This window comes from Ascidiimonas aurantiaca (genome assembly GCF_037646345.1).
Taxonomy (GTDB): Bacteria; Bacteroidota; Bacteroidia; order Flavobacteriales; family Flavobacteriaceae; genus Ascidiimonas; species Ascidiimonas aurantiaca.
In genome coordinates this window covers 13,302-27,311 of the sequence record NZ_JBBEWR010000018.1, presented here as the reverse complement: position 1 = coordinate 27,311, position 14,010 = coordinate 13,302, and the positions used below count along the sequence as shown (strand labels likewise).

The window sequence follows — 14,010 nt, the reverse complement described above, 5'->3', positions numbered from 1 at the left end:
AAAAACGCACCGGATTTCCGGTGCGTTTTTCTATAAGGTATTTGGGTATTTATAAATTAGTCTTTAACTAAGTTAATTTCTACCCTTCTGTTTTGCTGTCTTCCGGCTTTGGTATTGTTTGAAGCGATAGGCTTAGACTCACCATAACCCATTGAAGAAAGTCTGAACTCATTGATACCATTTTCAACAAGATAACTTTTCACTGAATTTGCTCTGGCATCAGAAAGCTTTTGGTTTAGTTTTTCACTACCAACGCTGTCTGTGTGACCATCTATTGAGAATTTGGCATTAGGATACTCGTTAAGGATGGCAACTATATCAGAAAGTACCTGCTCAGATTCTTTTTTAATGCTGGCTTTTCCGGTATCGAAAAGAATAGTTTTCGCATATTCGTTAAGTTGTTTCTGTACTTCTTCAGTCACTTCAGGACAACCTTTGTTAGCAACTGTTCCGGCAATGTCAGGACACTGATCGTCTTTGTCAAGAACTCCGTCTTTATCTCTATCCTGGTAAGGACATCCTTTGTTAGCAGAAGGACCTGCTTCGTTAGGACAGTTGTCATCTTTATCGGCAATACCGTCACCGTCAGCATCAGGACATCCGTTTAATTGTGCAGAACCTGCTTCGTTAGGACAAGCATCATCTTTATCGGCAATACCGTCACCGTCAGCATCAGGACAACCGTTTAATTCTGCAGGACCGGCAGCATTAGGACAGGAATCTTTCCCATCTTCTATACCGTCACCGTCAGAATCAGGACAACCGTTAAATGCAGGAAGACCGGCAACTTCAGGACAGGCATCGTCTTTGTCATAAATACCGTCACCATCAGTATCGGTACCGCCAAACTTAATAGCGATTCCGGCAAGGTGCTGGAAATGCTCAACTCCGTAATCTTCGAAAGCATGCTTATAAGAAGTTTGTACGTTAAGACCTATGTTTTCACTTAGCCAGTAGTTGAAACCAATACCACCGTTAATAGTTCCTGCACCAATCTCATCTACCCAGGTATAACCACCACCAACTTCTACATAAGGATCAAACTTTCCTAATTTAAGGAACTCGTTTAAGTTGTATTTAATGGTACCGTCAATAGCGTAGTGAGAAAGATCATCTACACGGGTATCACCCAGTTTATCAATTTGGTTTAATGACCCTCGAACGCCCACAGAGAAACCGTCTCCTACATAACGTGATACAGATATCTGAGAAATGGTAGGGATGATATTCCAGTGATCGTTAGCATTGAAATACTCATCAAACCATTTTCCTAATCCGGGCTGATTTGTAGGATAAACGTCTATAGCGTTCATACCAAAACTAACAAGCCAGGGATTGTTTTGGTCTTGAGCTTGCATATTGCCAAGTCCTACAAAGAGTAACGCAGCAACTAATAATTTGCTAAGATGTTTCATGTTTAATTATTTAATTTTAAGTGTTAATTAACGACAAATGTAAGTTGTTAAATTTTATTAACAAAAACAAATATATTAATTTTTTTGATTTGACCGTAAAACCGCAAACCTTTTAGATAACGCCAAGTTCCTTACCAACAGTGGTAAAAGCATCCAGGGCTTTATCGAGGTGCGCTTTCTCATGAGCTGCGGAAAGCTGTACTCTTATTCTGGCTTTACCTTTAGGTACTACCGGATAGAAAAAGCCTATTACATAAATTTCTTTTTCGAGTAATTTGTCTGCCATTACCTGAGAAAGTTTGGCATCGTATAACATTACGGGAACTATAGCCGAATCACCATCTATTATATCAAATCCGGCTTTTTTGAGTCCGTCTTTAAAATAACGGGTATTCCACTGGAGCTTATCTTTGAGTGATGTATTCTCAGAAAGCATTTCAAATACTTTAATAGAAGCGCCTACAATGCTGGGAGCGAGGGAGTTTGAGAAAAGATAGGGCCTGGATCGCTGCCTCAATATTTCTATAATTTCTTTTTTACCTGTGGTATAGCCTCCCATGGCACCTCCCAGGGCTTTGCCCAGGGTACCGGTAACAATATCAACACGGCCCATTACGTTTTTCAGTTCGGGTGTCCCTTTGCCGGTATCACCTAGAAATCCTGCGGCGTGGCATTCATCTACCATTACAAGGGCTTCATACTTTTCTGCCAGGTCACATATTTTATCGAGCGGAGCCACCAGTCCATCCATAGAAAATACACCATCGGTCACGATGATCTTGAACCGGGCCCCGTCTTCATTAGCGGTCTGTAGCTGTTTTTCCAGATCATTCATATCGTTATTTTGATAACGATATCTTTTGGCTTTGCACAAACGCACACCATCAATAATAGAAGCGTGGTTAAGAGAATCTGAAATAATGGCATCTTCTGCGGTAAAAAGGGGTTCAAAAACACCTCCGTTGGCATCAAAAGCTGCAGCGTATAAAATGGTATCTTCGGTTTCATAAAAATCTGCGATCTTTTGCTCGAGTGTTTTGTGAATATCCTGTGTGCCGCAAATAAATCGTACGGATGACATACCAAATCCATGGCTGTCCAGCGTATCTTTTGCCGCCTTAATAACCTCCGGATGGGAAGAGAGGCCCAGATAGTTGTTGGCACAGAAGTTAATAACTTCTTGGCCGGATGCAATTTTAATAACCGCATCCTGCTTAGAGGTAATAATACGCTCTTTTTTAAATAAGCCGTTTTCTTTTATTTCCTCAATTTCTTTTTGAAGATGTTCTTTCAGTTTGCCGTACATAAAAAATATTTTTTGCAAAAATAGTAAAGTTTATACGTACTGTACTTCTATTTCGGGCCCTATAAAAACCAATATCTTATTTTTAACACAGTACCCCATCTCGGTAAGGGCTGCCTCATACATTTGCAGTTGATGTGTATAGGTGTCTGAGAACTTACCGGTTTTATAATCGAGGATCGTAGCATTTCCCCGGTTGTCAATAGCTATACGATCTGGCCTGAGTACGTCTCCCGAAGCCGTATAAATATCATGCTCATTGTATATGGTATAGGGCTGGCTAAAATAGGGCGCCAACTCTTCGCGATAGATCACTTTGCTCAAAGTTTCAAAAAGGGATGGCCGTTCGTTGGCAATAATACCTTCCTTTTCGGCTTCTTCAAGCATATCGTCTAGCTCGTTGTGGTACTGTACTCTTGAAAGCAGCAAATGGTACAAATTGCCTTTTTCTCTGGCGGTTTCAAGTGAGGTTTCCCAGAGCGCACCTCCTTTGGTAATGGTTTTAAAGACCGGGTTCAGGGGGTTTTTAGAAGAAAACGTAAGCACTTCTGCCGTGGGTGCCGAGGCTGGTTTCTTGGGTAAAGGCTTTTCACCAAAATGAAAAGAGCGCTGGGAGTCGTTCCATACCGGTGTGATTTTTAGATAGTTTATGAACAACCCTGAAAATGTATTGGTGGTTTCCTCCCCTTTATTGTTCACACTGTAGTCTGATACTATGTATAATTGTGATACGGCACGGGTAAGTGCTACATACAGCAGGTTGTATTGATCCAGCTCCTGCTGGGCTTCATAGGTTTGAATACTTTTTTTATAATCTTCATGATACTCTGCGAGGTCCTTATTTTTAGAAAAAAGTGCTGCCGGAAGGTTCAGGGTCTCATCATGAACAGGAAGCCATAGTCTGGCATCTATTTCATCTTTAATACGTGTGTTGGCGAACGGATAAATAACAATGGGGAACTCAAGACCTTTTGATTTGTGAATGGTCATGATCTTTACGGCATTGCTGTCCTGTGGAGATACAATGCTGAGGTTTTCTTTTTTCTTTTCCCAATAAGAGAGGAAGTCTTCGCTATAGCTACCGGCACGTACTGAAAACTCAAGCACTTCATCCATAAAATAGTGAATATGTGCATTTGAAGATTCGCCGAGCACAAAGCAAAATACTGCATATTCAAAGGCTTCAAAAAGTGGTAATTGCCTGAAAGCATCCGGAGAGAAGCTATAGGTCTCAAAAAGCTTTACAGGATTATTGAGATACTCCTGGATACAAGTATGCACAGGAACCTCATTATTTTGCGAGAGATACAGGAGTAAGGAAAAAGTGATCTCTTTATTTTGCGGCTGGGTGCACCATTGCAGGATGTTTATAAGAAAGTGTACCCCTGGGTCTTTATACACCAACAAGGACTCTGAAGAAACTACGGGAATATGATGCTCGGTAAGGTAAGAGGCCAGGATACTACCTTCCTTTTTTCGTCGTGTTAAAATGCAGATGTCACTGTATTGCCATCCTTCTTCTACAGATCGCCGTATGTGCGCTACTACTTTCTCGCAATAGGCAATAGCTTCATCAGCAACCTGGTTCTTTTCAATAAAATCAAAATGCACATATCCGTTCTCTCTGTTATTAATATCCTGATGGCTGTTTAAAAAAAGATCCTTATATGACGGCTCTGTAAGCAGGGGAGCGATATGACGGAAAAACCGATTGTTAAACTCAATGATCTCCCGGCAGCTTCGAAAGTTTTTAGGGAGGTTCAATACTGTTTTTTCTTCTACCTGAAAAGGGTTATGGCATTGATAGAGATTAATAAATTGTTCTGCTTCACCACCGCGCCAGCGGTATATAGCCTGTTTGGCATCTCCTACCAGCATAAGGGTACCTCTTTGCCCCGACAGGGTTTCACTCTCTAATGCATTGCCTATGAGTGGTACCAGGTTTTGCCATTGTAATGCAGAGGTATCCTGAAACTCATCTATAAAATAATGTCTGTACTTTTCACCAATACGCTCGTATATAAACGGGGCGGGTTGCAAAGCGATCTCGTTTGATATTAACTGGTTAAACTCTGAGATCATTAAAAGGTTACGTTCATTTTTAATGATCTGTAAATGTTGTTGTATGGTGTTTAGCAGCGATAAGGGGGTGAGGTTACCGGTAAGGTTGCGCAGGAATCGTATTTTGTAGAACAGTGCCTTAACCGTTTCAAAATAGTGTGCCAGTTCCGGTTGTATGCTTTCTATTTGAGCGGCCGTATCGAGATCGGTTTTTTTAGGATAAAGGGGTTCACCGGCAATATTTTCCTGCCATTTTAATCCAAAGCTTACCTGAAGGGTACCTTCAGCTAATTTTTTGAAGAAGTTGGGGAGAGAGCCACGCGTAAAACTGTTAAATGGTATTTGCCGGTTCTCAATGCATTCCAGTGCTTTTTTTGCCTCATTTTTAATACGCAATTCATTTTCACGTATCTGTTTTCTAAGAGTTTCGCCCGTGCTGTGAAAATCTTCTAAAGAAATATTTTGCAATTGAGTAAGCGGTTGGGTATGGTTCTCATTGAGAAGCAATTTTGACATATTGAAAAGGTCTCTCCCAATGTCCCAGCTTTTATCGTCATCTGCTTTTTCCAGTGCAAAATCTAATAATACTTTTGTTAGCAGGGCATCTTCACCTGCCTGAAAAAGCAGCATATCGGTAGCTTCCTGTAATAGCAGGGCTGTGTCCAGAACCACTTCAAAATTTATGGGAAGTTTAAGGTCGTGGGCAAAAGTTCTTAACAGGCGATGGTTAAATTTATCAATGGTTACAATATCAAAAAGTGCGTAATGATGTAGTATTTTGTTTAAGGCTCGGGTGGCACGTGAACTTAGTTCTGTATCGGATATTTTTAGGTCGTTTGCCACGGCATCGAACATAGTATTCCCCGGAACCCCTTCTTTAATGGTACTAAAAGATTTAAGGTTCATGAGAATACGTTCTTTCATTTCATTTACGGCTTTATTGGTAAATGTAATGGCGAGAACACTCTTAAAATGATCTGGATACGGGCTTCCCAATATAATTTTTAAATATTCTTTTACCAGGGTAAAAGTTTTGCCTGAACCGGCTGAAGCATTATAAATAGTAAAAGGTTGCAAAGGTATTTGTATTTAATGGCAAGATAAATAATCTATATGGGTTCTTAACAATTAATTATTATGCATTGTTTAAGAATGTTCGTAATTTTGTTCAACATTAGTATTAATTAAAACTTAAAATAAATAATTATGGCATTCGAATTACCTAAGCTATCATATGCTTACGACGCGCTGGAACCGCATGTGGACGCTCGTACGATGGAAATACACCATACCAAGCACCACAATGGTTATACTACTAAACTTAACGATGCAGTTGCCAATACCGACCTGGAAGGAAAATCTATTGAAGATATTTTGGAAGGGCTCGATATGAAAAACGCGGCTCTACGAAATAATGGAGGCGGATTTTATAATCACAATCTATTTTGGGAAGTAATGTCTCCTGATGGCGGAGGAGTACCTACCGGAGAATTAGCTAATGCTATTGATGATAGCTTTGGCTCTTTTGATGCATTTAAAGAGGCTTTTTCCAACGCGGCAGCTACCCGTTTTGGTTCGGGATGGGCATGGCTTTGTGTTCATAAAGGAGGTAAACTGGAAATATGCTCTACACCTAATCAGGATAATCCTTTAATGCCTGGTATTGGTTGTGGAGGTTTTCCTGTATTGGGACTTGATGTTTGGGAACATGCATATTACCTGCACTATCAAAACAGAAGACCAGACTATATAGCTGCTTTTTACAACGTAATTAACTGGAACAAAGTAGCGGAGCTTTATGCTGCTAATAAATAGGCATTGCATACATATGGAAAATAAAAAAGGTGGAAATAATTCCACCTTTTTTGCCCCAAATCTTACCATGAACTTAACCTACTTATGCTATGGTGATCCAAATATATAACATTGTTTTTAAATACTCTTAATAAAAAGATGTTATTTAACAAAATTTTGGATCAAAGCTATTAAAAATCAGTTTAAAAACAGAAAAGAAGAGAATCTTTTTAGAAGAGTGTTATAATAAAAAAAGGTGGAAAGAATCCACCTTTTTTTGCCCCAAATCTTACCATGAACTTAACCTACTTATGCTATGGTGATCTAAAAGTAGACTAAAGTGTTTTGTTAGAATAAAAAATCAGATAAAATGCAAATTTTTCCGATAAAGTGCATTTTAACAAGTTTTATCTTACTAATAAGCCCGCTCTTTTTTTCCTTCATAAAAATTCATAAACGCCCTATTGGCTACTCTGTTCCCACCTGTAGTAGGATAATTGCCTGTGAAATACCAGTCCCCAAGATTTTTAGGACATGCTTTATGTAAATTGTCAACCGACTGGAAAATTACCCTCACATCTGATTTAATTTCAGGATCACTTAATAACTCTGAAATTTTTTCGGAGATTTCATGATCGGTGAAGGGGTCGTATATTTCTTTTACGAAATTGTCAATTTCTGAAGGGTCCAGATCTTTCTGGGAAACACATTTTTCATATACGCTGTCTATAACGTGGTATGTATCTCGTTCTTTATGTAACGCGAGAGCAGCTCTAAAGGCAACGAGATCCTCAAGTCTGGCCATATCTATGCCATAACAGTCAGGGTACCGTATTTGTGGAGCAGAAGACACAACTATGATGGTTTTAGGATTTAGCCTGTCCAGCATTTTTAAAATACTCTTCTTAAGTGTGGTGCCTCTTACAATACTGTCGTCTATAATTACAAGATTATCAGTTGGTGCCACCGCGCCATAGGTAACGTCATACACGTGGGCAACCAGGTCATCCCGGCTACTGTCTTCTGTTATAAAAGTTCTGAGTTTTGCATCTTTAATTGCAATTTTTTCTATACGGGGCCTTACAGAGAGTATGTGCCGTAAGCGTTCCTGAGTAATCCCGCTACCCTCTTTAAGAATAAGTTCTTCTTTTTTATGGTTAAGGTAATTCTGGGCCTCCTTCACGAGCCCGAAAAACGATGTTTCTGCGGTATTAGGGATATATGAAAAAACGGTATTCTCAAGATCGTAATTCACTTTTTCGAGTATTTCCGGCAACAAAAGGCGCCCCAGCATTTTGCGTTCTTCATATATTTCGGCATCACTACCTCTTGAAAAATAAATACGCTCAAAAGAACAGGCTTTACGCGGCAATGGTTCGAGGATTTCCTTGATAGCGGTTTTTCCGTTCTTTTTTATGATAATGGCCTTACCGGGTTGCAGTTCTTTAACATCTTTGAACGCTACATTAAAAACAGTTTGTATGACCGGCCTTTCAGAGGCAATGGCTACAATCTCATCGTCTTTGTAATAATAAGCGGGCCTGATACCTGCAGGATCTCTTAATACAAAGGCGTCTCCATGCCCAAGCATTCCGGCCATAGCGTAACCTCCATCCCAGTTTTTGGCTGCCTTTCTTAATATTTTGGCCACGTTAAGTCTTTTGGCTATTATTGAGGATGCCTCAATTTTAGTGTACCCTTCACTTTTTATTTCTTTATAAAGCCTTCCCACAGCATCATCCAGAAAATGCCCTATTTTCTCCATCACTGTAATGGTGTCGGCTTTTTCTTTGGGGTGCTGCCCCAGTTTTACAAGGTTGTCAAACAACTCATTAACATTGGTCATGTTAAAGTTACCGGCTACAATTAAATTTCGGTGCATCCAGTTGTTTTGGCGTAGGAAAGGGTGTACGCTTTCTATACTGTTTTTACCAAAGGTACCGTAGCGTACATGGCCCAGGTAGAGCTCTCCCAAATAAGGAAGTTTGCGTTTCTGGGCTTCCAGGTCTTCCTGTATAGAAGGTGTTTGTTCAAGTATTTCGTTTATTCTCTGGTTTATTTGTGAAAAAATATCCTGTATGGGCTGGCCTTTATTAGAGCGAATACGGCTTATATAGCGCTCCCCGGGTGCAGTATCCATCTTAATACTGGCAAAACCGGCACCATCCTGTCCGCGATTATGCTGTTTTTCCATCATGAGATACATTTTATTTATACCGTAAAATGCACTCCCGTATTTATTTTTGTAATAGTCAAGTGGTTTTAGAAGCCTTATCATGGCAATACCACACTCGTGTTTTATATGATCGCTCATATGCGCTTTTAATTAAAAATGCCCTGAAAAAAGCAGGGCACGATCTTAGGATAATTCTATTTCAAACTGGGTTAGTTCTTTAAACTGCTGCAATCTTCTTTGTATTTCGTCTTCTTTGAGTTTTTCCAGTCTTTCGGTTCCAAATTTCTCAACACAGAAAGAAGCTAGGTTAGAACCGTAAATAATGGCCTTTTTCATGTTGTTAAAAGTAATATCTTCGGTTTTGGCGAGGTATCCGGCAAAACCTCCTGCAAACGTGTCTCCTGCTCCGGTAGGATCAAAAACTTCTTCTAATGGCAATGCGGGAGCAAAGAATATATTGTTGTCATGAAACAAAAGGGCACCGTTCTCTCCTTTTTTGATCACTACATAAGAGGGCCCCATTTCATGAATTTTTTGAGCAGCTCTTACCAGTGAATATTCAGAAGTGAGTTGTCGTGCCTCTTCATCATTAATAGTTACCACATCCACCTGCTTAATTACGTCTATAAGCTCATTCCAGGTATGGGTCATCCAGAAATTCATAGTATCCAGTATTATGAGCTTAGGTCGTTCGTCCATTTGGTTAATTACATCCATCTGAATATTGGGGTGCAGGTTGCCCAGCATTAGAATATCGGCATCTCTGTAATTTTCAGGTACTACAGGATCAAAGTCAGCCAGTACGTTGAGTTGGGTGTCCAGGGTATCTCTGGTATTGAGGTCATTATGATATTTACCGCTCCAGAAAAAGGTTTTCCCTCCTTTTACTACTTCAATTCCCGATATATCAATTTTTCTATCTTCAAACATTTTCAAATACGACTGCGGTAAGTCATCTCCCACTACTGAAACAATAGCAGAAGGTACGTGGAAATGTGAGGCAGATAAGCCTATATAAGTGCCGGCACCGCCCAATATCTTATCTGTTTTACCAAAAGGTGTTTCAATGGCATCAAATGCAACGGTACCTACAATTAATAATTTCCCCATTTAAGAATTTTTTGCAAATATAGGTTACTTTTCAAGAAGTAGCTTCAAGTCCTCAAAAGAATGATAGGGAGCTGTAGTAATTACCGAATTAAGTACCCAGGCAGGAAGCGCTCCGCCGGGATCACCGTAGAGCTGTTGGGTAATCTCGACAAATTCTCCTTTGGGAACAATAAGCCAGTGCCCCTTAAAATTGGTTACACGTATGCTGTTTTTCTGTTCTGGAAAAATGCCTGAAGTGTCAGGAGACAGATCTAAGTAATACCCAGACGATTCATAATCTGACACGGTAACCCTCACTACATTATCTCTGCTTTTGAGTGGCCAGGGCAAATCGTTTTTAATCCAAAAAATAAATTCGGTATCCGATATTTTTTTAAGGGTTTTACTTTCCGAAGTTTTGTGATTCCATTTCCATAGCCGGTTCCCGTCCGTAAGAACAGTGAGCGCTTTTTTCGCCGTAGTTTTAACCCGTGTAAATGCTTTATACTCGTTTATTTTGGTAGAGTCCAGCTTTCGGGTATATACCTTTATACCGTTTTTATCTCTTTTTAACTCCCATTCCTGGGCTTGTGCCAAAAAGCAAAAACATAAAGAAGATAAAATAACCAATTGTATTTTCATGTATGGGGGAAACATCTGTTCACATTACAAAGATACTATGCCCGAATGACTTTTCATATTACAACAGTGTGTCTCCCGTCTCAAAGCCTGTATCTGTTAATAGCTGTTCCTTTTTACTGGCCGCAACGGCGAGACGATCGCAACGCTCATTTTGGGCATGATCATTATGCCCTTTTATCCATTGTATAGATACCTGGTGTTTTCGGTATATTTTGAGGAAGCGTATCCACAGATCCACATTTTTCTTTCCCTTAAAAGCATTTTTTTCCCAGGTAAACAACCATCTTTTGTTTACTGCATTCTCTACGTACTTAGAGTCTGTAAACACCATTACACGTGTATTGGGTTTTTTTAGTTTTTCCAGAGCTACAATAACGGCCAACAGCTCCATACGATTATTGGTAGTTCTTTTAAAACCTTCAGAAAACTCTTTAACATAGGGTTTCCCTACCCATTCCATAACAATCCCGTATCCTCCCGGACCCGGATTGCCACTGGCAGCACCATCGGTATAAATATGTACATCATATAGTTCCATACAAAAGTTTTTCAATAATTACCGGAAAATGCGCATATTCCAATTGGTGTATTCTTTTTGCCACACTGTCGGGAGTATCTTCTGGTGTAATCTCTATTGATTTCTGAAAAATTATTTTCCCTTCATCGTATTGCTCGTTTACAAAATGTATGGTAATACCTGTTTCTTTCTCTTTATTTTTTATTACTTCGTTGTGTATGTGCATACCATACATGCCTTTACCGCCGTATTTAGGTAAAAGTGCAGGGTGTATGTTTATTACCTTATTGGGGAAAGCCTGGAGAAGGTTTTCCGGGAACTTCCATAAAAAACCGGCCAGTACAATCAAATCGGGATCAATACCCTTTAAAAGTTTCAGGATGTGCTCCGTTTTGTAAAATGAAGTACGATTAAAAGTAATACCACTGGTATGTTGCATACATTCTCTGTTCCAGATACCCGCTTTTCTGTTATTAGAAAGTATGGCGGCTATTGTTACCCGGGTATCATTCTCAAAATATTGTATTATATTCTCGGCATTACTGCCTGAACCCGAAACAAAAATTACTATGCGTGCCATGAACCCTATTTTAATTTTGAGGCAAAGAAAGAATATTTATCGATAATGGCATTGAAAAAGAGCATACGCTCTAAAATTTAGTAAATTACAGTCACATTTTAAATTAAAATATTGTTTTCAAACAAAGTTTTTTATTTTTGCCAACAATTAAAATTTAAAAACTAAAGATTATGTCAGACATTGCATCAAGAGTTAAAGCGATTATCGTGGACAAATTAGGCGTTGATGAGAATGAAGTAGTACCTGAAGCAAGCTTCACAAACGATTTAGGCGCAGACTCATTAGACACTGTGGAATTGATCATGGAATTCGAAAAAGAATTTGATATCCAGATTCCTGATGATCAGGCTGAAAACATTGCTACAGTAGGCCAGGCAATACAATATATAGAAGGAGCAAAATAATAAATGTAATATGAAATTAAGGCGAGTTGTAGTCACAGGTTTAGGAGCCCTGACGCCTATTGGTAACAATCTGAAAGAGTATTGGGAAGGATTAAAAAATGGCGTAAGCGGCGCTGCGCCCATTACTCATTTTGATGCTTCTAAATTCAAAACACAATTTGCTTGTGAAGTAAAAAACTTCAATGTAACCGATTTTATCGATCGAAAGGAAGCCCGAAGGCTTGACAAGTTTGCACAGTATGCTATGGTAGCTGCAGAAGAGGCTATACAAGACTCTAAGCTTAACGTAGAAGATGCAGACAAAGATCGTATAGGAGTTGTGTGGGGAGCCGGAATAGGAGGTCTGGAAACATTTCAGGAAGAAGTTATCAATTTTGCCAAAGGGGATGGGACACCGCGTTTTAATCCTTTCTTTATTCCTAAAATGATCGCCGATATAGCTCCCGGACTTATTTCTATTAAATACGGTTTTCGAGGTCCTAATTTTACAACGGTTTCTGCCTGTGCTTCTTCTGCCAACGCAATGATAGATGCTCTTAACTATATACGGCTGGGGTATGCAGACGTTATTGTTTCCGGAGGATCTGAAGCGGCAGTTTCAGCAGCAGGTATAGGAGGGTTTAATGCCATGCACGCATTATCTACCAGAAATGACGATCCTAAAACGGCTTCCAGGCCTTTTGATAAAAACCGTGACGGTTTCGTTTTGGGTGAGGGTGCAGGTGCACTTATTCTGGAAGAATATGAACATGCCAAAGCCCGGGGAGCTAAAATATATGCAGAAGTTGCAGGCGGTGGATTATCTGCTGATGCACATCACATGACAGCACCACACCCCGAAGGGTTGGGAGCTAAAAAAGTAATGCTTAATTGCCTTGCAGATGCAGGTCTTTCACCTGAGGATGTAGATGCCATTAATATGCACGGTACATCTACACCGCTGGGCGATGTGGCAGAAGCAAAAGCCATTCTGGATGTTTTTGGTGAACATACCTATTCATTGAATATTAATTCAACCAAATCAATGACGGGCCATTTACTGGGTGCGGCAGGAGCTATAGAAGCCATAGCCTCAATACTTGCTATGGAACATTCGCTTGTTCCGCCTACCATAAATCATCAAACCTATGATGAAAATATTGACCCTAAAATGAATTTCACCTTAAACAAAGCACAGGAGCGCGAAGTAAAAGTTGCCATGAGCAATACTTTTGGCTTTGGAGGGCACAATGCATGTGTACTGTTTAAAAAACTGGACGATTAGACCTGTTGAATGGGCTTCATTCATAAAATATTAAATTCCCGTTCCCAAGAGGACGGGAATTTTTTTTTAGAAATTAAAAATATACTGGGCTTTAAGCCGCGTAATACCAAAATTTACCGAAGAGCATTTACCCACCGCTCTGCTAACAAAAAAGACGTTCAGGGAAACCCGCTAAATTACGAAAGGCTCGAATTTTTAGGAGATGCTATGCTCAGTGCCGTAATTTCCAACCATCTTTTTAATGAAGTGCCCAGCGGAGACGAAGGGTACCTTACCAAAATGCGATCTAAAATAGTAAGCAGGGAGCACCTCAATGAATTGGGAAGAGACCTTGACCTTATAAGATTTTTACATAGCAGAATTCCGCGAGACCATTTTGGGCAAAACATTCATGGAAATATGTTTGAAGCCCTGGTAGGTGCCATTTATATGGATCTCGGTTTTAAATACTGCGAAAAGTTCATCAATAAAAGAGTCATACAGCCCTATGTAGATATAGAAAAACTCGAAGGCAAAGTAATAAGCTATAAAAGCCTGCTAATTGAGTGGTGCCAGAAAGAAAAATACACTTTCAAATTTGTAGTGTATGAAGATAACGGTAACGATCCTGTAAAACACTTTGCCGTAAAACTATACATAGAAAATAAAGTGATTGCCAAGGCGCGGGGTACTTCAAAAAAGAAAGCAGAAGAAAAGGCAGCCAAACGCGCCTATTATGTATTTCAAAGGCAAATAAAGCAAACGGATCAAAGTTAGGGGACACTA

At 39.7% G+C, this 14,010-nt stretch carries 12 protein-coding genes; 4 read left to right on the top strand and 8 right to left on the bottom strand.

Features of this window, described 5'->3' with window-relative positions; translation table 11 throughout:
- Window positions 1–56: 56 nt before the first annotated feature.
- The 3 genes from WAO84_RS15965 to WAO84_RS15955 form a co-directional block, all read right to left on the bottom strand.
- Window positions 57–1,415 carry an OmpA family protein gene (locus tag WAO84_RS15965; RefSeq protein ID WP_340067068.1) on the bottom strand — a complete coding sequence of 453 codons (1,359 nt, stop codon included), beginning with the start codon at window positions 1,413–1,415 and terminating at the stop codon, window positions 57–59.
- Between the two features lie 112 nt (window positions 1,416–1,527).
- Window positions 1,528–2,721, bottom strand: coding sequence for a glycine C-acetyltransferase (gene kbl, locus WAO84_RS15960; protein ID WP_340067066.1), 1,194 nt, complete (start codon window positions 2,719–2,721; stop codon window positions 1,528–1,530).
- Between the two features lie 30 nt (window positions 2,722–2,751).
- Entirely contained in the window at window positions 2,752–5,856 is a 3,105-nt protein-coding gene (locus WAO84_RS15955) for a UvrD-helicase domain-containing protein (protein ID WP_340067065.1), read from the bottom strand.
- A gap of 129 nt (window positions 5,857–5,985) precedes the next feature.
- On the opposite strand from WAO84_RS15955, the gene WAO84_RS15950 reads away from it, so the two are divergent.
- Window positions 5,986–6,594, top strand: coding sequence for a superoxide dismutase (locus WAO84_RS15950; protein ID WP_340067064.1), 609 nt, complete (start codon window positions 5,986–5,988; stop codon window positions 6,592–6,594).
- Between the two features lie 394 nt (window positions 6,595–6,988).
- Here the strand turns inward: WAO84_RS15950 and WAO84_RS15945 are convergent, their stop codons facing one another.
- The 5 genes from WAO84_RS15945 to purN are packed head-to-tail and all read right to left on the bottom strand — an operon-like array spanning window position 6,989 to window position 11,577.
- Window positions 6,989–8,887, bottom strand: a complete 1,899-nt coding sequence (locus WAO84_RS15945) for an amidophosphoribosyltransferase (protein ID WP_340067063.1) — start codon at window positions 8,885–8,887, stop codon at window positions 6,989–6,991.
- Window positions 8,888–8,932: 45 nt separating this feature from the next.
- Window positions 8,933–9,859, bottom strand: a complete 927-nt coding sequence (locus WAO84_RS15940; RefSeq protein WP_340067062.1) for a PfkB family carbohydrate kinase — start codon at window positions 9,857–9,859, stop codon at window positions 8,933–8,935.
- A gap of 24 nt (window positions 9,860–9,883) precedes the next feature.
- Window positions 9,884–10,480, bottom strand: coding sequence for an START domain-containing protein (locus tag WAO84_RS15935; RefSeq protein ID WP_340067061.1), 597 nt, complete (start codon window positions 10,478–10,480; stop codon window positions 9,884–9,886).
- 58 nt (window positions 10,481–10,538) lie between these two features.
- On the bottom strand, window positions 10,539–11,018 hold the full coding sequence (gene rnhA / locus WAO84_RS15930; RefSeq protein ID WP_340067060.1) for a ribonuclease HI: 480 nt from the start codon (window positions 11,016–11,018) through the stop codon (window positions 10,539–10,541).
- Window positions 11,005–11,577, bottom strand: coding sequence for a phosphoribosylglycinamide formyltransferase (gene purN / locus WAO84_RS15925; RefSeq protein WP_340067059.1), 573 nt, complete (start codon window positions 11,575–11,577; stop codon window positions 11,005–11,007). The genes rnhA and purN overlap by 14 nt, the downstream gene beginning before the upstream one ends.
- Window positions 11,578–11,747: 170 nt before the next feature.
- Between purN and WAO84_RS15920 the strand changes: the two genes are divergently transcribed.
- Genes WAO84_RS15920 through rnc form a run of 3 tightly spaced genes read left to right on the top strand, consistent with a single transcriptional unit; the run spans window position 11,748 to window position 14,001 of the window.
- Complete coding sequence (locus tag WAO84_RS15920) at window positions 11,748–11,981, top strand: acyl carrier protein (RefSeq protein ID WP_340067058.1); 234 nt, start codon at window positions 11,748–11,750, stop codon at window positions 11,979–11,981.
- A 10-nt stretch (window positions 11,982–11,991) separates the two neighbouring features.
- Window positions 11,992–13,245, top strand: a complete 1,254-nt coding sequence (gene fabF, locus WAO84_RS15915; RefSeq protein WP_340067057.1) for a beta-ketoacyl-ACP synthase II — start codon at window positions 11,992–11,994, stop codon at window positions 13,243–13,245.
- A gap of 9 nt (window positions 13,246–13,254) precedes the next feature.
- Window positions 13,255–14,001 (top strand): ribonuclease III, encoded by a 747-nt coding sequence (gene rnc / locus WAO84_RS15910; RefSeq protein WP_340067056.1) that lies wholly within the window; start codon window positions 13,255–13,257, stop codon window positions 13,999–14,001.
- The last annotated feature ends 9 nt before the right edge of the window (window positions 14,002–14,010 follow it).

Bases quoted from the DNA above. Each gene is read 5' to 3' on its own strand.
- purN (WP_340067059.1), bottom strand. From the start codon at position 11,577: ATGGCACGCATAGTAATTTTTGTTTCGGGTTCAGGCAGTAATGCCGAG.
- WAO84_RS15965 (WP_340067068.1), bottom strand. From the start codon at position 1,415: ATGAAACATCTTAGCAAATTATTAGTTGCTGCGTTACTCTTTGTAGGA.
- WAO84_RS15940 (WP_340067062.1), bottom strand. From the start codon at position 9,859: ATGGGGAAATTATTAATTGTAGGTACCGTTGCATTTGATGCCATTGAA.
- WAO84_RS15935 (WP_340067061.1), bottom strand. From the start codon at position 10,480: ATGAAAATACAATTGGTTATTTTATCTTCTTTATGTTTTTGCTTTTTG.
- rnc (WP_340067056.1), top strand. From the start codon at position 13,255: ATGGGCTTCATTCATAAAATATTAAATTCCCGTTCCCAAGAGGACGGG.
- WAO84_RS15920 (WP_340067058.1), top strand. From the start codon at position 11,748: ATGTCAGACATTGCATCAAGAGTTAAAGCGATTATCGTGGACAAATTA.
- rnhA (WP_340067060.1), bottom strand. From the start codon at position 11,018: ATGGAACTATATGATGTACATATTTATACCGATGGTGCTGCCAGTGGC.
- WAO84_RS15945 (WP_340067063.1), bottom strand. From the start codon at position 8,887: ATGAGCGATCATATAAAACACGAGTGTGGTATTGCCATGATAAGGCTT.
- fabF (WP_340067057.1), top strand. From the start codon at position 11,992: ATGAAATTAAGGCGAGTTGTAGTCACAGGTTTAGGAGCCCTGACGCCT.
- kbl (WP_340067066.1), bottom strand. From the start codon at position 2,721: ATGTACGGCAAACTGAAAGAACATCTTCAAAAAGAAATTGAGGAAATA.
- WAO84_RS15950 (WP_340067064.1), top strand. From the start codon at position 5,986: ATGGCATTCGAATTACCTAAGCTATCATATGCTTACGACGCGCTGGAA.